The following is an 18,967-nucleotide window of genomic DNA, read 5'->3' as shown; positions in this document are numbered from 1 at the left end:
AAAGCTGGCTGGCCGTCACCGTGGGAGAGTCCTTTGGTTGCGAAATTGTCTTCAACCGGTCGCTGTCTGCAGGCTATTGGACCTTCATCGGCTATGGCCCTGCGCCAGAGATAGCCACTTACGCATACAAAGTGCTGCTGCGTCAGCTCAAGAAAGCCCGTGCTGAATATCAGAAACGGGAATGCAAGCGACTTATTCCCGCCAGCCGTATCCGTCGCGCTGATCTGTTTTGTGAAGGCTGGGTGAATGCTGTTGCCAGCAAGATCGCCAAATTTGCTGGAAGCCAACGCAATACCGATGCTCTGAAAGCCTACATGGCCAAGGAGTACGCGGATCTGGAGAGTCTGGCCACCCGTGACCGTCAGGCCGGGAAAAGCCTCCGTAGTGGTGATGACAATGCACATTACGCCGGTTATCAGTCTGGCAAGGATGCCCAGCTTAACCATGGAGTTGGCGGAGCGGCTGACACACCCCTGTCCTTGGGTCATACCCCGCAACTTTCTTGATGGTGCCGCATGAACCGAGAACAACGACGAGCACGGCAAAAAGCAAACCGTGAGCTAGTAGCTACGCTACCGGCCGTACTGACACCCGCCCCGCGTGATCGGTGGCCTGAAATCAAGGGGAGGAATTTCCCCTTCGCGGTCTACTGGAGCAAGGACTTCATGGTGCAGCTTTATGCCGAGCCGAACGACATTGTGCGCCTGTCTGTGTGCCGTACTTGTCTGGGAAACGATGGCCATTGGATCGATGGCATTAGTTGGGAGGAGCTGCAGGACATCAAGGATGGAGTCGGCTACGGCAGCAACGATGCTATTGAGGTATACCCGCGAATCGGCGATGTCGTGAATGTGGCAAACATGCGGCACTTATGGGTACTCCCTAGCGAATTGGATTTCATCTGGCGACGAAGTAGTACCACTTAGAACCCGGTGTCGAGCCTGCGTTACAGGCTCCGCAACGTGTTTTAACCCTCAATGCAGCCGTGACCGGCCAGCCCCGATCCACTTACTGGGGTGCCGTCCTCTGATAAAGCTCGGCATGGCCGGTCACGCGTGCATTGAGTTTGACCAGGAGAAGAACAATGACCGATAGACGCAAGGCGATGATCTCCAAGATTCATATCGCCAAGCAGCAGCTGCAGATGGCGGATGACAGCTATCGGGCCATGCTCGCCCGTCTGGCCGAAGGCAAGACCAGCAGTACCAAGCTGACCCTGCAGCAACTGGATGACGTACTGGCCGAAATGAAGCGCCTTGGATTTGTGCAAAAGACCGCGCGAAATATCGGTAAACGTCCCACGCCCCAAGATGACCGCGAGCGCTACATGGCCAAGGTTGAGGCTCTGCTGGCTGACCAGAAACGGCCATGGGACTACGCCGATGGAATGGCGCTCCGCATGTTCAAGGTTGAGAAGGTGGCATGGCTGGATGATGACCAGCTGCGCCGGTTGATGATCGGGCTGGAAATCGATGCCCGCCGCCATGGTAAAGGAACTGAAGCATGGGAAAAGTAAGAGAGGACGCGATTCTGCGTGCCCAGCACCTGCTGCCGGAAAACGCCCGTGAACTGGTGCGGCTGATCAGCCTGCCCATGACCATGAAGCTGGTCGACCTGTTGGGCGGCACCCATTTCCCCATTCCTAAAACCGCCCGGCAGGAAGGCCAGTATTTTTCGGCGCTGGCTGAGGTGGTGGGAGTGGATGCAGCCCGAACACTGACCAAACACTACGGGAACACGCGGTTATACGTACCGAAATGCGCCGCCGCGTTGCGGGCGCTACGTGATGCAGAGATCCGGGCAGACTATGACAGACACTGCCGGGAGCTGGGACATAATGCCACCGTCAATAATATACTGGTGCCAAAGTTCAAACTGTGTGACCGCCGGATCGAAGAGATTTTGAGCAAGGCCGACGAGCTGCTGCCTGATAACGTCCCCCAAGGTCAGCTTTTTTAGGAGATGAAAATGGTTGAGGTTGACACAAGTACAAGGAGGATCAAGGTACTGTTGGTCATCCTTTTCGCTATTTTTATTATCGGCGCGATACTGCAATACCAAAGAAATGGCAGCTTTCAAGCATCAGAGACAGTCGCTAATAGTGGTCCATCCAATCGGATCGAAGTATCTGCAGAACAGATGAAACAGGCATGGCCTCTAACTGTCGACCATGGATGGGTATCGTGCGAACGCGGCGGCGACACGCTGGTCTTCACGGATGACTCTGGTAAAAAATACGGCATCAACGGATTTGGCATCTCGCAGTATGGAAGCATTGATCCGATTGTTGCCGTACAACCGCCTGATCCATCATTTTACGACGCGAGTGGCAATTACTATGGACCTCCCAAAAAGCCATTGTCTCCATTGTTCGATCTAGCACAGAGCCTTTGTAAGTAACCGCCATCCAACCCCGCCACCCAGCGGGGTTTTGTTTTTACCGAACCCCTTCCCAATCCGCTCTCCCGGCCTGAATCCCTACGATAGCCCTCATGTTTTCAGCATGAGGAGGCATGATGCCCCGCGCTATCAACTTGATCGTCATCCACTGTTCGGCCAGCCCGAATGGCAAGCAGCTGGCCAAGAATGGTCAGACGGCCGCCACCACCATTGACGTTTGGCACAGTACCCGAGGTTTTCACCGTCAGCTTAAGCCGCTGTCGGCGCGTTTAACCCCACGTTAAAAGCCATTGGCTACCACTTTGTACTGGATACCGATGGCAGCAAGTCGACCGGCCGTGGCCTGGATGAAATCGGCGCTCATGTGTCCGGTTTCAACGCCAACTCTATCGGCGTCTGCATGGTCGGGACCGATCAATTCACGTTGCTGCAATGGCAGGCGTTGGCCAGCCTGATCAAAGCGCTGGCGGCGAAGTATCCGGCCGCGCGGATTGTTGGCCACCGTGATCTGTCGCCCGACAAAAACCACGACGGCACCATCGAACCCAACGAATGGCTCAAGACTTGCCCCGGCTTCACCGTCGCAGACTGGATCAAGGGAGGCATGAAGCCACTGTCCGGCAAGATTTTGGGGGGCGTGTGATGCGCTTCGATCCAATCGCCCCAGTCTGGCACCGCCTGTGGTCCATCCGCTTTGCGCTGCTGTCCGCGATGTGTGGGTTGATCACAGTTCTACTGCAAACCGGCACCGATCTGCTGCCGGTTTGGCAGGCCGCGCTTTCTCCGATGCCGTTTGCCATCCTGTCGACGGTGTTTGGCTTTCTGTCTGCTGTGAGCCGGGTGGTACATCAGTCGAGCGACGCGGCAATTGCTTGCCGACCTGCAAGCCGACAAGGACCAGACAGCATGAATATTCCTTCCGTTTCCCTGCTGCCGTGGTGGGTCAAACCGCTGGCCATCGTCACCGTTCTCGCTGGTGTTGGCTATGGCATCTACCACACCGGTTATCAAGCGGCTGCACATGACTGGCAAGCCAAGCTGGACAAGCAAAAGGCGGATTACGAGTCGACCTTGCGCCAGAAGGCTGAGGCCAAATCCCGCGAACTGGCCAAGGCGGCTTCCGATACCCAGAAGTACGCCCAGCTGGCTCACCAGTTAGGCGTCACCTTGCTGGCCACAGAAAGCCAGCTCAAAGCCAAACAGCAACAACTCAAGCAAAGGATTCCCGATGCGATACGCATGGATGGTCAGCATTGGACTGGCCTTGGCCCTGTCAGCCTGCGCCTCTACCAAGCCGAACTCGGCTACGGAACCGCAGGTGATCCGGGTCTGCCCGAAACCCAGCCCGGAGATGCTGCAAAAGCCGATCAAGCAGCCCCGGTGCCGGGTTATCACCAGAAGACATCCTGGCTCACGCCAGTGATTACGGCGCCTGGTGCGGCGCGCTGGAAGCGAAGTTTGACAGCTTGATCACGTTTCACACTCAAGCATCGGAGACCCCATGACTCAACTCCCACCGGCGGACCTTGGCGTCCGTCAGAACGAACAAGCCCAGCTGCTGGATGACCTGTCTGAAGCCACCCACCGCCTGGAAAAACTGATCCAGCGGATTCCCCCGCTAGGAGGGAATCGTGTGCTGGCCATGGAAGCTACCAAGCGGTTTGAGGAAGCAAAAATGTGGATCGACAAGGCGACGGAGTCGTTCGATGGATCAATTTGATCGCGCACAGGAACTGGAAGTGGAAGAGCGCGATCAGGCCATTGCGGATCAGTTGGCCAAGTCCTGCCACGGTATGGGCCTAAGCCACTGTGAGGACTGTGGTGAGGCGATTTCCGAACAGCGACAGAAAGCCGTCCCAGGGCTGTCGGCGCTGCGTGGATTGCCAATCATCGTGGGAACGATTCGGGAGATCACATCGATGAGTATCCAGTTGGATCTATGGCAATTGCTGACTTTCCTGATTGGCCTGCTGCTGGCGTTTATGTCCTTCTGTTTTGTCGCTGTCCGGCTTTTGCTGGCACAGGTCGATAACCAGTTGAGCCAGCGCTTTAAAACCATGGAGCAGTCACAGGAGACCGCTAATAAAAACTGGGAGTCCCGGTTTAATCAGCTAATGGATCAGAACCAGCGCGAGACAGATGGCTGGCAGTCATTGGAACGGGATTTCCTGCGATTTCAGGCGGATTTACCCATCAACTATGTGCGCCGTGAGGACTACGTTCGTAACCAGACCGTGATCGAAGCCAAGCTGGACTCGGTCGCTCTCAAAATTGAAAACGTCCAACTGAAAGGACTGCAGCAATGAATATCGATGCCGCCAAAATCCGCCGCGAAAGCCTGCGCTGGTATCTAGTGCTGGCAGCGTACAACGCCCGGCCTACCGAGGTCGTCGAAGATGTGATCCAGCAAACCATGCGAGCGATCTATCCTGATGTGTCTCCACTGGAGGTGCGCAAAGAACTGGATTATCTGGAAGATCGCGCCATGGTGAAGTTGCGCAAGGAGCCGGGTGGCCGCTGGTGGGCCGATATCACCCGCTATGGTGTGGATCTGGCCGAGTACACCATCGACTGCCAGCCGGCATTGCCCGCCCTGAGAAATACTGGAGCTGACATGGCCGCTCGCAATAGTGTTTCCATGCTTCCGGCCGAGGTGCGTGAATGGCTGGAGAATGCGCTGGTCGAGGGTAACTTCAGCGGCTACCAGGCGCTGGAAGAAGCCCTGCGCGAAAAGGGCTTTGTCATCAGCAAATCTGCCATCCATCGCTTCGGTCAGAAGATTGAACGGCGCTTCGCGGCCATCAAGGCCAGCACCGAGGCCGCCCGGCTGCTGACGCAAGGCGCCTCGGACGATACCGATACCCGTTCCGAAGCACTGCTCGCCCCGGTACAGACCCAGCTGTTCGAATCCATCGTAGATCTGCAGGAAGCCGGGGACGAGAATGTCTCTAATGAAGACCGCATTGCGCTGTTGAGCAAGGTGGCCAAGAACATTGCCACGTTGAGCCGGGCTTCGGTCAACCAGAAGAAATTCCGTCTGGATGAGCAGGCCCGCATCGAGCGCGAAGCCCGTGCCAAACTGCTGGCCGAGCAGGAAGAAAAGCTGGAAGAACTGCGTGGCTCGGATGGCATGAGCGAGCAGATGGAAAACAGCATCCGCCGCATCCTGTTGGGTAAAGAGTGATGGCCGAACAGGAACATCCCCCGTTAAAAGCCCTTGGTGGCCCGCGCAAGATTAACCTGGCCGAAGAGATGGAACTGGCCGGGGTGGTGGTGCCGCAGGACGTGGCTGACGCCATCCCGGAGAATCAACCGGTTTTACTGCCGTATCAGCAGCGTTGGTTTGAGGACGAGTCCCAGATCATGATCGCGGAGAAGTCACGCCGTACCGGTCTGACGTGGGCGGAAGCTTACACGCAACGTGGTCAAAGCGGCAAAACCGCGCAAGCGCCACGGTTGCAATACCTTCTATGTCGGCAGCAAAAAGGAAATGGCGCTGGAGTACATCGCCGCCGCTGCGTTGTTTGCCAAAGCCTTCAATGAGCTGGCGCGGGCCGATGTGTATGAACAGACATTCTGGGATGAAGGTAAGCAGGAAGAAATCCTCGCCTACATGATTCGCTTCCCCAAGTCGGGCTTCAAGATTCAGGCGTTATCCAGTCGGCCCTCCAACCTGCGCGGTCTGCAGGGCGATGTGGTGATTGATGAAGCGGCTTTCCACGATTCACTCGCAGAACTGCTCAAGGCGGCATTAGCCCTCACCATGTGGGGCAACAAGGTCAGGCTGATCAGTACCCATAACGGGGCCGAAAACATCTTCAACGAGCTGATTCAGGAAGCGCGTGCTTAAGCAAGAAGGATTACAGCGTGCATCGCATCACGCTGGATGACGCCATTGCCGACGGTCTCTATAAGCGCATCTGTTATGTCACCGGTCAGACCTGGTCGGTCGAAGCCGAGAAGAAATGGCGCGATGACCTCTACAAGAATGCCCCGAACCCCGAGTCGGCCGACGAGGAGTACGGCTGTATCCCCAAAAACAGCGGCGGCAACTGGCTATCCAGCCTGCTGATCGAAAAGCGCATGTCGGCCGATACGCCGGTGCTGCGCTACGAGTGCCCCCAAGGCTTTGAGCTGGAGCCTGACTATGTGCGGGAGCGCCATTGCCAGGACTGGATTGATGAAGTGCTCCAGCCGGAGCTGGACAAACTCCCCAAGGATGTCCGCAGCTTTGACGGGGAGGATTTTGCCCGGAGCGGTGACTTGTCGGTCCATGTGCCGCTGATCGAACTGCAGAACCTGGTGCGGCGCGTGCCGTTCATTCTGGAAATGCGCAACGTCCCCTTCCGCCAGCAAGAGCAAGTCACCTTCCATCTGCTAGATAACCTGCCGGGCTTTGCCGGTGGTGCCTTCGATGCGCGGGGCAACGGCCAGTTTCTGGCCGAGGTAGCCATGCAGAAATACGGGGCGGATCGTATCCATCAGGTGATGCTGTCGGAGAGCTGGTACCGCGAACACATGCCGCCGGTCAAAGCCGCGCTGGAAGACGGCGATCTGGATGGCCTGCCGAAAGACAAGGACGTGCTGGCCGACCTGCGGGCAGTGCAAATCATTAATGGCGTACCGCGCATACCGGACACCCGGACCACCGGCGAAGACAAGGGCAAGCGCCACGGTGACGTGGCCGTTGCGGTGGCCTTGGCCTGGTATGCCGCCCGCGTGATTGATGCCGCGCCGCTGGCGACCAAAGGCTACAAGGGCATCGGCCGAGGACAGTTTGCGGCATCAGCCCGATTCGGGCGCGGCACCTGGTAGCCCATCAGAAACGAGTACGGGGATTGGATGGCAGCGAGACGACATAGGACGGCATGGATTGTCGTTCAGCCAAATACTCACTTTTGCATTTTGGACAGACAAAACATGGATAGGAGCCTTTATGTCCAGCCGCCTGCAAGATCGATTTGACGCCATTCTGATAGCAGTTTTCGCACAGGTCATGAAGCGGTTCGGAGCCTTGGCAATCTGGCTTCAGGCGGTGAGTGAACGTTCCCGGAGCCAGTTCGTGCAATTGATAGCGCTGCTTTTCTTCTTCCCAGCTTTTGAGATCTCGAATTTCGGCTTCAAGGTCGCCAGTGCGGCTCAGCAGCGCCGCATAGTCCGCCTGAATGGCAAACATTTTCTGCTGGATATCAAAAATGATTCTGTTCAGCTCAACGGCCTTGGTCGATACAGCCGAATCCGTTTTGAGCGTGAGCAAACTCTGAGCCAGCTCCGCCGCAGACTTCAGGCCGCCGAATGCGCCCGTAATCATATCAATCATGGTTCCGTCTCCAAGTAATGACATTGAAGTTTAGCAGTGACGTGCCAATGCAAAAAAGGATGTAAATCATGGCGCAACTCGTTGACCATAATGGCCAGCCGATTAACATGGGCCTGTTAAAAACCTCCATCGCCACCCCGACCACCACCGGGGTACGGCAGATCATTGCCTCTGCCAGCCATGGCCTTGACCCGGAATTGCTGGGGCACATGCTGCGTCAGGCGGTGAACGGTGATGCCAGCGCCTACTTGCGGCTGGCCGAGGACATGGAAGAGAAGTACCTGCACTACGGCTCCGAGCTGTCGACCCGCAAGCGTGCCCTAGTCGGTTTGGAGCTGTACGTTGGTAAGCTGGCGATGATGCCGCCAGTCAGCAGGCCGCCGCACTGGTGGAAGAAGCGCTGGCCCCGATCAGTGAAAACCTGTTCGATATTCTGGACGCCATCGGCAAGGGCTTCAGCGTGCATGAGATCGACTGGGAAACCAGTGCGCGGCAGTGGATGCCGCGTGGCTTGTCCTATCTGCAACCGTACTGGCTGCAAACCCGCCGCGAAGACCCTGAAACCTTATATCTGCGCTCGGATACCAATATCTACGGCGATCCGCTGGCACCCTATAAATTCATCACCCACAAGGTCAAGGCCAAGTCGGGCGTGCTGATCCGCGGCGGTCTGGCCCGCATGGCGTGCTGGGCTTTTCTGTTCAGCAACTACGCGATCAAGGATTGGGTCACGTTTGCCGAGGCGTATGGCCAGCCGCTGCGTGTCGGTAAGTACGATGTCTCAGCCACGCCGCAGGACATTGAAACTCTGCTGACGGCCCTGCGTAGCCTCGGCACGGATGCGGCCGCCGCCATCCCGAAGAACATGGAAATCGACTTTGTCGACGCTTAGCAATAAAACCGCCTCGGTCGATATCTATGCCCGCCTGACGGAATATTTCGACAAGCAGACCAGCAAGATCGTCCTTGGCCAGACGCTTGCCACCAACACCGGCGGGAGCAGTGGCGGTGGCGCCTACGCCTTGGGCAAGGTCCATAACGAGGTACGCGAAGATATTCTGGACGCCGACGTCAAACAGCTGGTAGCCACGCTGGCCCGCGACTACGTCAAGCCGGTGGTGGACCTCAATCTGGGGCCGCAGCAAAAGTACCCGGCCATCCGCCTACGGATTAACAAACCGGAAGACCTGACCGCATTGGCTGGCGTGGTGGATAAGCTGGTGCGTGCCTGCCGGTCGGTCAGGAGTCCACCTATGAGCGCTTCGGTCTGGAACGGCCCAAAGCGAAGCTCTGATGGTGCCGGTTGATGTCTTAAGCCCCTCAGACCCAAGCGGCGATGAATCACTATCGGGCGACTAATGCGTTGCAGCCGGGACCGGCTGACCCGATGGCACCGCTAATTGAACAGCTTACCAACGAGACTACCGACCCGATGGAAGCCATTCTTCAGGTCATTCGCCAAGCACTGGCCGATGCCCCGGATCTGGCGTCGTTCCGGGCGTGGTTGATCAATGGGTTTGGTAACTTGCCTACCACCGAGCTGCAGCGGGTAATGAACACCGCTTTTAGTCTGGCTGAGTTGGCTGGCCGTTATGAGGTCCGCCATGGCCGATGATGCGTTGCTGGGTGCGGTGTTCAAGCAGCCGTGGCCAGTTCAGATGGACTACTTCCGGCAGAAGCTGAATCTGCCCACCCAGACATGGACCGACATCATGAAGGCCCAGCACGACCGTTCGTTTGTCGTGGCCGGGGCTATGGCCAGCGATCTGCTGGAGGATCTGCGGCAGGAAGTCGATAAGGCCATTGCCGGTGAGTCGACGCTGGAAGATTTCCGGGCCGGGTTTGACGACATCGTCGCCCGGCACGGCTGGGACTATAAGGGTGGTCGAAACTGGCGAACCCGCGTCATCTACCAGACCAATCTGCAGACCAGCTATGCCGCTGGCCGTTACCAGCAGCTGACCGACCCGGACATGCTGAAAGCGCGGCCTTACTGGCGCTATCGCCATTCCGATTCAGTCCTGCATCCACGGCCGCAGCATTTAGCCCGGAACGGCCTGATCCTGCGGGCCGATGATCCGTGGTGGCAAACCCATTACCCGCCAAACGGCTGGGGATGTCAGTGCACGGTCTATGGGGTATCCGAGAAAGAACTGCGCGAAAAGTACGGCAAGAACGGCCCCGATACCGCCCCGGCCATTCAGTACGTCGAGCAGGACACGCCAGATGGCCCTGTGTCCGTGCCGGATGGCATTGACTACGGATGGGACTACGCCCCAGGACAAGCGAACCTTGGCCGCCTGCTGCTGGACAAGGCGGCGACAACGTCGGCCCGGATCGGGGCTGCGGCTATTCAGAGCGCGGTCGACAACATTCAGGCACTGGACAAGATCGTCCAGGAACGCTGGCAACCGCTGGTCCAGCAGATCTACCCGGACCCGGCGGGCTACCGGCCAACCAAGCAGCGTATCCATATTGGCGGGCTGTCGCCGCAACTGGTCGACAAGATCGAGCAGGCCACGGGCGAGTCATTGGCCACGGCGGTGGTGTCGGTCGATGACAGCGAGGTGAAACATGCTTTGCGGGATACGGGGGCCAAGGCAGACAAGCGGATTACCCCTGGACGATGCCATGCAGACAATTATTGGCATGTGGGAGCCTGAACGGGTTTATCAGCAGGTAAGCAATGACCAGCTTGAGCCGATCTATCTAGCGGTATGGAAAGCCCAGGATGAGAAGCGGTACGTAAAAGCCGTGATCAATGCAAATTACCGCGTGAAAGACAAGGATCGGAACGGGAAGCGTATACCCATGCAGACAAATACATTGACCACATTGGGCTATGTGGATTTACGGGACTTGAATAACCCGGCCCTGTATCGGCGGATCATATGAGGAGGATAGCCGTGCAGGCAGGACGCCACCCCCTGCGTGTGCACGCCCTTTCGGGGTTGCAGTACGTAATGCGATATTTCACGTACTTCTGCACGGCCTATATTCATTATGAGTGACAACAGCTTCGAAATCAAAGTCGTCAATGACAGTGTTGGCCGGGCACTGGATAAACTGTTGGCGCAAGCCCACAACCTGCGCCCGGCACTGCTGGACTTTGCCGAGTGGGCCAAGGCAGAGACCGACCAGCGCTTTGCCGAACAGAAAGACTGGCACGGCCAGCCTTGGGAGCCGAACGCCCCGACGACACTGGCGGCGTATATCCGGCACGGCGGCAAGAAGAACTTCAAGAAAGATGGCTCGCTATCGAAGCGCGGCCAGACCGTGCTGGCCAACAAGAAAATCCTGCAGGGCCATACCAACAATCTGCGCCAGTACGCCTTCAGCTTTGAAGCGGGGCCGGATCATCTGGCCTTCGGCCCATGGGGTAATGGACTGGATGCCTATGCGGCCATCCAGCAGTTGGGTGGCCGGGCTGGCCGAGGCCTTGGCGTGTATATCCCGGCGCGGGCCTATCTGCCGGTGGATGAGAATGGCCAGCTGGCACCCGTCGCTGAAGCGGAGCTGCTGGCCATCTTGGGGAGATACTTTGATGAGTAACCAATCAGAACCCAAACTTGATCTGCAGGTGCTCCCGCTGATCCTGAAAGAGCATCGCGATATCCCCCTTCATTTCTCCCGTGTCTTTCCAGTGATGGATAGCCGCGAGAAGTAGCTTGTCTACGATCTTGCAGGCCAAAACTTGCTGTGGTTCTCCGCCCGGCCATTGAACTTCAAAGAACTCGCATTCGTCGTCCGCCGCAAGATTAGCCGGGCTTCTGATGATGGCTCCATTCGACAGGTCCAGCATCACAGCAGGATGTTGGCTAATGGCATCACAGACCGGGAGACACGAGAGTTGGTGAATGAGGTTTTCTGTTTGAGTGCTCATCGTTGATCCAAAGAAATGGTTAAGCGCACAAACGGCCGTTGTGCGTTTGATTTGGCATCTATCGCCTAACGCCATGCTCATGGCACTGGTAAGGCTACCATGGCGATTTTAACGGGGTTTTAACGCCATCGATGTGACGCGCGGCAATCCCCACTCGGTTTTACCGAACCCTTTCCCCCGTTTTTCCCCATTTCTCCCCGCTCACAATGCGGGGCATGAACACCGCTCAAAAACTCCTTCGGGCCATCAATGCCATGCCATCCGCTGGCAGGGCCATTAACGCGCTGACCCTTTCGTTACCAGAGGGTGACTCGGCTCCCGAGTGGGTAGAGGTTATTCCAGCCGGGACGTTTACCGGTCGTGATGGGCGCGGGCCATGGTTTAGCGATGTTCCGGCCATCTTGCAGTCCTTTGCCGCTGACCAGTCGGCGGGGATTGATCCCGTCGTCGACTACAACCACCAGACCTGCGGACCCGGCACCAAGGCCGAGGCCGCCGGATGGATCAAGCAGCTTGAGGTCCGTGATGGTGCGATCTGGGCGTGTGTCGACTGGGTCGTGGAGGGGGCCGAGAAAGTCGTCGCTAAAAAGTATCGATATCTCTCGCCGGTATTCGATTTCGATGCCACGGGCCGCATCGTCAAGCTGATATCCGTGGCCATCGTCAATGTCCCGAACCTGTTTTTACGTGCCCTTAACTCAATGGAGACCTCTGTGGACCTGCTGAAACAACTGATTGAACTGCTCGGACTGGACCCGGCGGCAGATGCCGCAGCGGTGATTGAGGCGATCAAAACGCTGAAATCCGCCAGTGCCGACACCACCACCGCGATGAATAGCTTGCGCCAAGTTACCGGTGCAGCGGCCGATGCAGATCTGAAAGCCGTGACCAGCAGCATCATGACCGGCTTTGTGCCGAAGGCGGAATACGAACGCGTGGCCAACTCGCTGCAACAGCTGCAGGCCGGTACGGCCGAGGCGGAAATCGACAAGCAACTGGATGACGCGGTGGCGGCTTAAGCAAGATCGCGCTTACCAGCCGTGGTTTTTACAAGGCCATGTGTAGCGCCGACATGAGCGCCTTCCAGGACTTCATCAAAACGGCCCCGGTCGTGGTCAAGCCCGGCACGGATGCCACCAGCCGTGCGATGAACAGCCAGCAAGAAAAACCCCACGACAACCCGCTGCTCGCCAATGCCAAGGCGCGAGCTGCATCGCACTAACAGGAGAAGAGAATGCCTTCCGTGACTGAACAGCTGCCACCGCAAATTCCGCTGTGTGGCGAACCGGACGAATACGGCGAAACCGTACAGGTCGGCCCGGACGCTCTGCTAAGCACCATTCTCGGTGTGGCCTCATTGGATGATGAGCTGGCCGTGCCCTGGTCTGCCGCCGCGAGTGACCCGCTGGCCTTTGTGCTGGGCGTCCTGCGCCATGACTTGCCAGCTGCCGACGCGGGCGTGACCTCGCGTAATGCCGAAGCATTGCGGCTGGTGACTGCGTGATTGCCCTCGACTCGCTACCGGTCCTGAGTGAGGCCCAGTCGGCCGCGCCCGCCCATTATCGCCACGTTTATCGCCAGTTGTCGGCACGTGGCATCCGTATCACCGAGCGTGCTGGCGAATAGTCGCCACCGACTCCTATATAAAGGAACAACACAATGCCCCAATCGCTTGCGGACATTCTGAAAGACCCGTGCTTTAACGTCGCCAGCCTGACCGAGTCCATCAAGCTGCTGCCCAATACCTTCTCCAAGGTCGGCCAAAGCGGCATCTTTAAGGGCAAGGGGATCAACACCCGTACCGTTGCCATCGAATACGCCCGGGTCGCATCCATCTGCTGGCCAACCAGGACGTCGGTAGTCCGGGGCAGCGAACCAAACGTAACCCGCGCAACGTCCGTTACTTCGGTGTGCCACATATCCCGCACGACGATACGATCTTGTCGGCCGATTTGATGGGGTCTCGCGGCTTTGGCTCGACCGATCCGGTGGCTGACGTGGCCAGCGTGGTCAACGACCACCTGCAGGATATGAAGTCCCGCCACGATCTGACCCACGAATGGATGATGCTGGGGGCGGCGAAGGGGCAGATTCTGGATGGTAATGGCGAGCTGATGTATGACCTGTTCAAGGAATTCAGCATCCAGAAGAAAGTCGTTGAGTTCAAGCTGTCCGATCCTGCCTTCAACGTCAAAAAAGCCTGCGCCGATGTCTGCCGCCACGTTGAAAAGAACCTGCTGGGCGATATTTCCACCGGTATCAAGGCATGGATCGACGCGGATTTCTTTGATGCGCTGACGTCGCACCCCAATGTCGAAAAAGCCTTCCGGGCTGGGCGGCGGCACAAGAAAACATCGGTGGAGACACCCGTAATGGCTTCAAGTTTGGCGGGCTGACGTTCGAAGAGTACACCGGTGAAGTACCGACGGCGGATGGCAAGAGCACGCAACGGCTGATTGACCAAGGCCATGGTCATGTCGTCCCGCTGGGCACCATGTCGACCTTCCGCATCTACGATGCGCCGGGTGACTTTGTCGAAGCGGTGGGCACCATCGGCCAACCTTACTACGCCAAGATCAAGAACACCGACTTTGACCGGGGCGTGGATCTGCATACCCAGTCCAACCGCTTGCCGCTGTGCTTGCGTCCGGGTGTGCTGGTGGAATTGCAGCTGAAGTAAGCGTCGCCGGAAGGCGATAGAGAGACAGCGACCGGGTGGGTGCGTCAACACCCACCCGGACAGCTGACCCGCAGAGTGAGCTGCAAGCCAACCCGAGGCTGTCACTTTCGTGCACGAAAGCCTGAACAGTTTAGCGGGTTTATTTGCACTTGCAGAGTATGAATACCCCACTGGAAGACATCCGCTGTGGCCATTGCGGCCGCAAACTGGCCGAAGGCCGCTATACCGAACTCTCCATCAAGTGCCCGCGATGCCGGGCACTGAATCATTTCAGGGCCACGAGCCACGATCCGAGCACCGGAGTGCCAATAAAAAGGACATACCTGATGCCTAACGCTAACCCCCTTGTGCCATGGATCGGCGGCAAACGCCGTCTGGCCAAGCACATCCTGCCGCTGTTCCCCGAACACGCCTGCTATGTTGAACCGTTCTGTGGTGCCGCCGCACTGTACTTCATGAAAGCGCCAGCCAAAACCGAGGTCATCAACGACCTGAATGGCGAACTGGTGAACCTGTACCGGGTGGTACAGCACCACCTTGAAGAGTTCGTGCGGCAGTTCAAATGGTCCCTGATCAGCCGTGAAATGTTCAAATGGCTACAACTGACCCGCACGGAGCCGTTGACCGATATCCAGCGGGCAGCCCGGTTTTTTTATCTGCAGAAAATGGCGTTTGGCGGAAAAGTGACCGGCCAAACCTTCGGCACCGCCACCACCAGTGCGCCCCGGCTGAACCTTCTGCGCATTGAGGAGGAGCTGTCGGCCGCACACTTGCGCCTGGCCCGGACCTACGTCGAGCACTTGGACTGGAAAACCTGCATCCAGAAGTACGACCGGCCCCACACTCTGTTCTATGCCGATCCGCCGTACTGGAAGACCGCAGGCTATGGGGTGCCGTTTCCGTTTGAAGAGTACCGGGCACTGGCTGAGGTGATGAGCAGCTGTAAAGGCAAGGTGATCTTGAGCATCAACGACCACCCGGATATTCGTGACGTGTTCGCGGGTTTCAGGATGGAGCAGGTGGCCATCCAGTACAGCGTGAATCAGAACAAGGGGAAGGCCAGCGCGGAGTTGATCATTTGTAGCTGGTAGTGATTAGGCCTGATCAGGCATTACCTGCATATGCTGGCAATGCCTGCTTTCGACCCAAAGCAGAAGTAGCCATTGTAGGGAAGCGAACATTCCCCCATGGAAGTCAGCGACAATCCAACCAGAACACTATGGGCGTGGCCGAGAGTGCTGGTGCTTAGCTGCCATCCTCCCGGCGCCAATAGCTTGTTGGCCGCAGGAGTTGTCAGGTTTTATATGTTTGCAAGGAGGCTGCCCTAACCATCGCCTGCCCGAACTCGGGCGTTTGCATAAAATCCCGGATCCATTGGTCGTATGGAGCGCTGGTTAGCGTGCCGGTCGTGGCATTGATGATGATCACTTCACCAGCCAGTTCCGGGGCTGAGAAGCCTTCCGCCGGGGTAATACAAATGCCGGTAATCGATCCGAAAAGAATTACTGCCGAGACGATGGCACTGCCTATTCGAAAGCAGGTAAGTGCATGTTCATTGTGCTTTGCACGAGCAAGAGTAGCGATACTGTCAATGTTCGTGCCACCTCGCAAGCCAGTGGCCTGAACCTCCTCTTCGGTTTCGGCGTGGATAGCTGCACGATAAATTTCCCCGCTACGGGACTTAATGGCTTCGTCACCAAAAATTCGTACCGTCATCAGATATGCAATTTTCCTGACTTCCTTATGGATGACTTTAAGGTCTCCCTCCAGTCCGAGAGAAAGATGTGGATTCGGCTGCGATACCGTCTCGTCTACTTCCATTTTGCGTCCTTTACGGGCGCTATCCCGCAGGAATTGGTTTACTAGTTTTTGTGCAGCATCTCCGAAACCTCGGACGCCTTTTACGGAACCGTTTTCATCGACATCAACGGGGGCTACAAAGCGGAAATCAATGCCCTCTTGCCCAAGAATTGCTATCACCTCCTCGCCGCTTTCGGTAACCACTCCCTTAAGCTTTGCTCTAACCGATCCAGAACGAGACTTGACGCCTTGTGTTACTGCAAGCAGACGCATAAGCGGATCATTGATTGCGGGGGAGTCGATCTGATCGTTCATGCGAGTGTTCTCTGCTTCGTCTGCAGGAACGGTGAAGCTTTCCGGGGCACCGAATGCCCTAGGAAGGATATGTTCCCCATTGGTGTTGGAGATTTCAGCTAGCGGCTTAAGAGTATAGGGGCAGAGGCTTTGTTTCATTGGGCAGAATGGCGACTTAAATAGTATGCGAGGGAGAGTGCTGGCAGGGACGTCCGCTATCGGGAAAATCCTCAATAGCCGGTATTGGCCGATAGCCATGCTATCACAATGGCATGAATGCTTGCTTCGGTAGACCAGTAGCCACCCAGACTTAGTTTTGTTCAGAGAACTGACCACTACCGAACCCTTTCCTGCCTTTTTTGCACTCCCGATGCCCGCACAATGCGGGCATGACGACTTCCACTCACTACATCACCCAACAAGGTCTCGAAGATCGCTTCGGCCGCGAGTTCCTGTTGCGTGTGACCGACCCGACCAATACCGGCGAAATTGACCAGGGCAAGGTGGCCCGCGCCATCAGTGATGCCACCGAGCTGGTGAACTCCTATCTGGGTAAGCGCTACACCTTGCCGGTGCCGTTTGTGCCGGGTTCGCTGGAGCGAGTAGCCGCTGATCTGGTGCGCTATTTCCTCTATGCCAGCCAGCCCGGCGAGGAAGTGACCAAGCGTTACGACGATGGGGTCAAGTGGCTCAAGGACGTGGCCAATGGTGTGGTGTCGCTGGGCTTGCCGGTGGCGGAAACCCCGGTGAGTTCGACCGGCAAGGTCGTCATGGTTAACCCCGCGTCGCAAGTTCTCCCGCCACAGCATGAAGGACTACTGATGCGCCCGAACCACCTCGCGCTAGGGGTTAAGCCATCGTCGCCCGGCTAAAACAGCAGATCAATGACGTGCGCCAGATCGCCCTGCGCGGGGAGATGAACGATGTCACCAGCGGTGAGCAGATATCCCCCTCGCTGTATGTGATCTATGTCCGGGATTTGTTGCCATCCGGCAGCCAGAGCATGGATGGCATGAACCATATCGTGCAGCAGTGGATGGTGGTGGTCGCCGTACAGGGTAGTCCGGATCAACTTATCGACAAGGCTGGCCAGCTGCTGGCGGGCGTCCGTGATGCCCTGTTGGGCTGGACCCCGGACACCGCGCTATATGACCCGCTACAAGCGGCAACACCTCCTGCTGCCATGTACCTCAGTGACTGGGGGTATTTCCCGCTGATGTTTAACGCCGATTTTTACGCCTGAAAGGAGGCACCCATGGCTGGATCGTCCCAGCGTGAACGCGTTGAGTTGCTACAAGTGCACAAAAACGCCGGTACCGAATACCCAGTTGGTCATGAGCTGGTGGTGTCTTCGAGCACCGCTGCCCTGGCTGTACCGCCACAACATCGCCAAGCCACGCTTACCAAGGCAACCGTTACCCCCACTACGGAGAATGAATGATGGGTTACGCCCCGATTCTTACCTCGACTGAAAAGCACACCTACTCGGTGTCCGGCCAGATGCTGATGTCGGCCTACGGCGAAAAAAGTACAAGCCGTTTGCCATGGTCGATACCGCCAACCTGACGATTGAGCAGGAAACCCGGGAACTGCCGGATGCCTACACCGGCCGGGCAACTACGACAAGATGTACTCGGTGAAAGCCGTCACGCTGGATCTGGACATCAAGACCTTCCAGCCGGAAATCATCGCTGAGATGACCATGGGCGTGGCCACCACGCGGGCGGAAGAGGCTATCTCTGACGAAGTACAGACGGTCTACAAGGGCACGCTGGTTCCGCTGGAAAACATCGGTGCCGGTGACTTTATTGTGACCGATGAAGCCGGTACGAATCCGGCCCCTTACGTGGCCGGTAAAGATTATCTGCCGACCGCTGCCGGTATCTTTGTTCTGGAAAGTGGCGCTATCGCTGACGGCGCCAAGATCAAGGTCAGCTACAAGGCCAAGCAGGCCGACATCGTCAACTGGCTGGCTTAGCTCCAGCCAAGAGCGTTCACTCATCTTCCATGGGGTGAACAAGGCCAACCGCAAAGAGGTGGCCGTGGAGATTTTCCGGGGCAAGTTCGGCTTTGCCGACAAGTATGCCCTGCTGGGTAAGGACTTCCGTGGGGCCGGTCTGAAGTTCGAAGTGCTGTCTGATCCGCTGCAGACCGGTGACGGCCTCTCCCAGTGGGTACGTGAAACCCTCATGAAGTAATCATTACATGATGCACGGACACTGGCCGTGCATCCTCTTTGGAGTTTTTCATGCGAGTGCAAAAGAACCTGCAAATTGGCTCTGGAGTTTTGGTGAAAGAGCTGACGGTAGGAGAAATACGGGCTTTGCTGATCACCACGCATAACGGTCCATCAGATGCCGATTTACATTGCTCTGCAGAGGAACGCAGCCGGATGGAAATGAATAATTGGCTGCTGCCTGTACCGACATTAACCGATGTGCTAGCCATGACGGATCTTGATGAGGCTTAAGATGGACTTGTTGACTCAGTCTGAACTGACCGAGGTGGTCGATACCATGCGGGAGTTGAATCCGCTTTTTTCGGGATGAAGGGGCGGATACATCAGGCGAAGATGACGACCGACATGGCC

Annotated in this window: 35 protein-coding genes and 1 pseudogene; 32 read left to right on the top strand and 4 right to left on the bottom strand. The window is 57.1% G+C overall.

Annotation, left to right across the window (positions count from 1 at the left end; genetic code table 11):
* The first annotated feature begins 8 nt into the window (after nt 1-8).
* The 14 genes from GKE73_RS19235 to GKE73_RS19160 all read left to right on the top strand — a co-directional run bounded on the left by GKE73_RS19235 (nt 9) and on the right by GKE73_RS19160 (nt 7,215).
* Nucleotides 9-506: a DUF7168 domain-containing protein gene (locus tag GKE73_RS19235; protein ID WP_446686356.1), complete on the top strand. Its 498-nt coding sequence runs from the start codon at nt 9-11 to the stop codon at nt 504-506.
* 9 nt (nt 507-515) lie between these two features.
* Nucleotides 516-926 (top strand): DUF7694 domain-containing protein, encoded by a 411-nt coding sequence (locus GKE73_RS19230; RefSeq protein ID WP_230371154.1) that lies wholly within the window; start codon nt 516-518, stop codon nt 924-926.
* Between the two features lie 158 nt (nt 927-1,084).
* On the top strand, nt 1,085-1,516 hold the full coding sequence (locus GKE73_RS19225) for a gp16 family protein (protein ID WP_230371153.1): 432 nt from the start codon (nt 1,085-1,087) through the stop codon (nt 1,514-1,516).
* On the top strand, nt 1,504-1,959 hold the full coding sequence (locus GKE73_RS19220) for a Mor transcription activator family protein (protein WP_230371152.1): 456 nt from the start codon (nt 1,504-1,506) through the stop codon (nt 1,957-1,959). Before GKE73_RS19225 ends, GKE73_RS19220 begins: the two co-directional genes overlap by 13 nt.
* A 9-nt stretch (nt 1,960-1,968) precedes the next feature.
* Nucleotides 1,969-2,400: a hypothetical protein gene (locus GKE73_RS19215; protein WP_230371151.1), complete on the top strand. Its 432-nt coding sequence runs from the start codon at nt 1,969-1,971 to the stop codon at nt 2,398-2,400.
* 116 nt (nt 2,401-2,516) lie between these two features.
* Nucleotides 2,517-2,684: a hypothetical protein gene (locus GKE73_RS19210; protein ID WP_230371150.1), complete on the top strand. Its 168-nt coding sequence runs from the start codon at nt 2,517-2,519 to the stop codon at nt 2,682-2,684.
* A 5-nt stretch (nt 2,685-2,689) separates the two neighbouring features.
* Complete coding sequence (locus tag GKE73_RS19205) at nt 2,690-3,043, top strand: N-acetylmuramoyl-L-alanine amidase (RefSeq protein WP_312854596.1); 354 nt, start codon at nt 2,690-2,692, stop codon at nt 3,041-3,043.
* The gene (locus GKE73_RS19200; RefSeq protein WP_230371149.1) at nt 3,043-3,870 is read left to right on the top strand and encodes a DUF7940 domain-containing protein; all 828 of its coding nucleotides are present in this window, start codon (nt 3,043-3,045) and stop codon (nt 3,868-3,870) included. The genes GKE73_RS19205 and GKE73_RS19200 overlap by 1 nt, the downstream gene beginning before the upstream one ends.
* A gap of 31 nt (nt 3,871-3,901) precedes the next feature.
* Nucleotides 3,902-4,120 carry a hypothetical protein gene (locus tag GKE73_RS19195; RefSeq protein ID WP_230371148.1) on the top strand — a complete coding sequence of 73 codons (219 nt, stop codon included), beginning with the start codon at nt 3,902-3,904 and terminating at the stop codon, nt 4,118-4,120.
* Between the two features lie 19 nt (nt 4,121-4,139).
* The gene (locus GKE73_RS19185; RefSeq protein WP_312854520.1) at nt 4,140-4,706 is read left to right on the top strand and encodes a TraR/DksA C4-type zinc finger protein; all 567 of its coding nucleotides are present in this window, start codon (nt 4,140-4,142) and stop codon (nt 4,704-4,706) included.
* The gene (locus GKE73_RS25135; protein WP_312854519.1) at nt 4,703-5,584 is read left to right on the top strand and encodes a DUF3486 family protein; all 882 of its coding nucleotides are present in this window, start codon (nt 4,703-4,705) and stop codon (nt 5,582-5,584) included. The genes GKE73_RS19185 and GKE73_RS25135 overlap by 4 nt, the downstream gene beginning before the upstream one ends.
* The gene (locus tag GKE73_RS19170) at nt 5,584-5,943 is read left to right on the top strand and encodes a hypothetical protein (protein WP_230371146.1); all 360 of its coding nucleotides are present in this window, start codon (nt 5,584-5,586) and stop codon (nt 5,941-5,943) included. The genes GKE73_RS25135 and GKE73_RS19170 overlap by 1 nt, the downstream gene beginning before the upstream one ends.
* A complete protein-coding gene (locus GKE73_RS19165; RefSeq protein WP_230371145.1) occupies nt 5,891-6,250 on the top strand; it encodes a hypothetical protein in 360 nt (119 codons plus the stop codon). Before GKE73_RS19170 ends, GKE73_RS19165 begins: the two co-directional genes overlap by 53 nt.
* 17 nt (nt 6,251-6,267) lie before the next feature.
* Nucleotides 6,268-7,215: a hypothetical protein gene (locus GKE73_RS19160; RefSeq protein ID WP_230371144.1), complete on the top strand. Its 948-nt coding sequence runs from the start codon at nt 6,268-6,270 to the stop codon at nt 7,213-7,215.
* Between the two features lie 4 nt (nt 7,216-7,219).
* Here the strand turns inward: GKE73_RS19160 and GKE73_RS19155 are convergent, their stop codons facing one another.
* A complete protein-coding gene (locus tag GKE73_RS19155; RefSeq protein ID WP_230371143.1) occupies nt 7,220-7,720 on the bottom strand; it encodes a hypothetical protein in 501 nt (166 codons plus the stop codon).
* 116 nt (nt 7,721-7,836) lie between these two features.
* The gene (locus tag GKE73_RS26790; protein ID WP_446686346.1) at nt 7,837-8,007 is read right to left on the bottom strand and encodes a hypothetical protein; all 171 of its coding nucleotides are present in this window, start codon (nt 8,005-8,007) and stop codon (nt 7,837-7,839) included.
* A gap of 101 nt (nt 8,008-8,108) precedes the next feature.
* On the opposite strand from GKE73_RS26790, the gene GKE73_RS24285 reads away from it, so the two are divergent.
* The 6 genes from GKE73_RS24285 (at nt 8,109) to GKE73_RS19130 (ending at nt 11,272) form a co-directional block, all read left to right on the top strand.
* Nucleotides 8,109-8,612 carry a phage portal protein family protein gene (locus tag GKE73_RS24285; RefSeq protein WP_312854518.1) on the top strand — a complete coding sequence of 168 codons (504 nt, stop codon included), beginning with the start codon at nt 8,109-8,111 and terminating at the stop codon, nt 8,610-8,612.
* Entirely contained in the window at nt 8,599-9,027 is a 429-nt protein-coding gene (locus tag GKE73_RS24280; protein WP_280955034.1) for a phage portal protein family protein, read from the top strand. The genes GKE73_RS24285 and GKE73_RS24280 overlap by 14 nt, the downstream gene beginning before the upstream one ends.
* An 80-nt stretch (nt 9,028-9,107) precedes the next feature.
* Nucleotides 9,108-9,335: a DUF935 domain-containing protein gene (locus tag GKE73_RS19145; protein ID WP_230371142.1), complete on the top strand. Its 228-nt coding sequence runs from the start codon at nt 9,108-9,110 to the stop codon at nt 9,333-9,335.
* Complete coding sequence (locus GKE73_RS19140; RefSeq protein ID WP_230371141.1) at nt 9,313-10,383, top strand: phage head morphogenesis protein; 1,071 nt, start codon at nt 9,313-9,315, stop codon at nt 10,381-10,383. The genes GKE73_RS19145 and GKE73_RS19140 overlap by 23 nt, the downstream gene beginning before the upstream one ends.
* On the top strand, nt 10,352-10,615 hold the full coding sequence (locus GKE73_RS19135; RefSeq protein WP_230371140.1) for a hypothetical protein: 264 nt from the start codon (nt 10,352-10,354) through the stop codon (nt 10,613-10,615). The genes GKE73_RS19140 and GKE73_RS19135 overlap by 32 nt, the downstream gene beginning before the upstream one ends.
* Nucleotides 10,616-10,723: 108 nt before the next feature.
* Complete coding sequence (locus GKE73_RS19130; RefSeq protein WP_230371139.1) at nt 10,724-11,272, top strand: phage virion morphogenesis protein; 549 nt, start codon at nt 10,724-10,726, stop codon at nt 11,270-11,272.
* A gap of 4 nt (nt 11,273-11,276) precedes the next feature.
* Here GKE73_RS19130 and GKE73_RS19125 read toward each other — a convergent pair whose 3' ends face one another.
* Nucleotides 11,277-11,522, bottom strand: coding sequence for a hypothetical protein (locus GKE73_RS19125; protein WP_230371138.1), 246 nt, complete (start codon nt 11,520-11,522; stop codon nt 11,277-11,279).
* Nucleotides 11,523-11,818: 296 nt separating this feature from the next.
* On the opposite strand from GKE73_RS19125, the gene GKE73_RS19120 reads away from it, so the two are divergent.
* From GKE73_RS19120 to GKE73_RS19090, 6 genes and pseudogenes are all read left to right on the top strand, one after another.
* Nucleotides 11,819-12,622: a phage protease gene (locus GKE73_RS19120; RefSeq protein WP_230371137.1), complete on the top strand. Its 804-nt coding sequence runs from the start codon at nt 11,819-11,821 to the stop codon at nt 12,620-12,622.
* Nucleotides 12,623-12,675: 53 nt separating this feature from the next.
* Nucleotides 12,676-12,825: a hypothetical protein gene (locus GKE73_RS19115; protein ID WP_230371136.1), complete on the top strand. Its 150-nt coding sequence runs from the start codon at nt 12,676-12,678 to the stop codon at nt 12,823-12,825.
* 12 nt (nt 12,826-12,837) lie between these two features.
* Nucleotides 12,838-13,107, top strand: coding sequence for a hypothetical protein (locus GKE73_RS19110; RefSeq protein WP_230371135.1), 270 nt, complete (start codon nt 12,838-12,840; stop codon nt 13,105-13,107).
* Complete coding sequence (locus tag GKE73_RS24275; protein WP_280955033.1) at nt 13,104-13,229, top strand: hypothetical protein; 126 nt, start codon at nt 13,104-13,106, stop codon at nt 13,227-13,229. The genes GKE73_RS19110 and GKE73_RS24275 overlap by 4 nt, the downstream gene beginning before the upstream one ends.
* A gap of 33 nt (nt 13,230-13,262) precedes the next feature.
* Nucleotides 13,263-14,283 (top strand): annotated as a pseudogene (locus tag GKE73_RS19100) (major capsid protein).
* 158 nt (nt 14,284-14,441) lie between these two features.
* Nucleotides 14,442-15,374 (top strand): DNA adenine methylase, encoded by a 933-nt coding sequence (locus GKE73_RS19090; RefSeq protein ID WP_230371133.1) that lies wholly within the window; start codon nt 14,442-14,444, stop codon nt 15,372-15,374.
* A gap of 202 nt (nt 15,375-15,576) precedes the next feature.
* Here the strand turns inward: GKE73_RS19090 and GKE73_RS19085 are convergent, their stop codons facing one another.
* Nucleotides 15,577-16,536 (bottom strand): hypothetical protein, encoded by a 960-nt coding sequence (locus GKE73_RS19085; protein WP_230371132.1) that lies wholly within the window; start codon nt 16,534-16,536, stop codon nt 15,577-15,579.
* Between the two features lie 230 nt (nt 16,537-16,766).
* On the opposite strand from GKE73_RS19085, the gene GKE73_RS19080 reads away from it, so the two are divergent.
* The 6 genes from GKE73_RS19080 to GKE73_RS19055 all read left to right on the top strand — a co-directional run bounded on the left by GKE73_RS19080 (nt 16,767) and on the right by GKE73_RS19055 (nt 18,847).
* Nucleotides 16,767-17,249 (top strand): gp436 family protein, encoded by a 483-nt coding sequence (locus GKE73_RS19080; protein WP_230371131.1) that lies wholly within the window; start codon nt 16,767-16,769, stop codon nt 17,247-17,249.
* Between the two features lie 17 nt (nt 17,250-17,266).
* Complete coding sequence (locus GKE73_RS19075) at nt 17,267-17,620, top strand: phage tail terminator protein (protein WP_230371130.1); 354 nt, start codon at nt 17,267-17,269, stop codon at nt 17,618-17,620.
* Between the two features lie 12 nt (nt 17,621-17,632).
* Nucleotides 17,633-17,818 carry a hypothetical protein gene (locus tag GKE73_RS19070; RefSeq protein WP_230371129.1) on the top strand — a complete coding sequence of 62 codons (186 nt, stop codon included), beginning with the start codon at nt 17,633-17,635 and terminating at the stop codon, nt 17,816-17,818.
* A gap of 186 nt (nt 17,819-18,004) precedes the next feature.
* Entirely contained in the window at nt 18,005-18,355 is a 351-nt protein-coding gene (locus GKE73_RS19065; RefSeq protein WP_230371128.1) for a hypothetical protein, read from the top strand.
* Between the two features lie 34 nt (nt 18,356-18,389).
* Entirely contained in the window at nt 18,390-18,575 is a 186-nt protein-coding gene (locus GKE73_RS19060) for a hypothetical protein (protein WP_230371127.1), read from the top strand.
* 92 nt (nt 18,576-18,667) lie between these two features.
* The gene (locus GKE73_RS19055; RefSeq protein ID WP_230371126.1) at nt 18,668-18,847 is read left to right on the top strand and encodes a hypothetical protein; all 180 of its coding nucleotides are present in this window, start codon (nt 18,668-18,670) and stop codon (nt 18,845-18,847) included.
* The last annotated feature ends 120 nt before the right edge of the window (nt 18,848-18,967 follow it).

It is taken from the genome of Paludibacterium denitrificans, from assembly GCF_009707705.1.
In the GTDB taxonomy this organism is placed as follows: domain Bacteria; phylum Pseudomonadota; class Gammaproteobacteria; order Burkholderiales; family Chromobacteriaceae; genus Paludibacterium_A; species Paludibacterium_A denitrificans.
The sequence above is the reverse complement of the archived record's forward strand: the minus strand, read 5'-3'. Positions and strand labels throughout refer to the sequence as shown.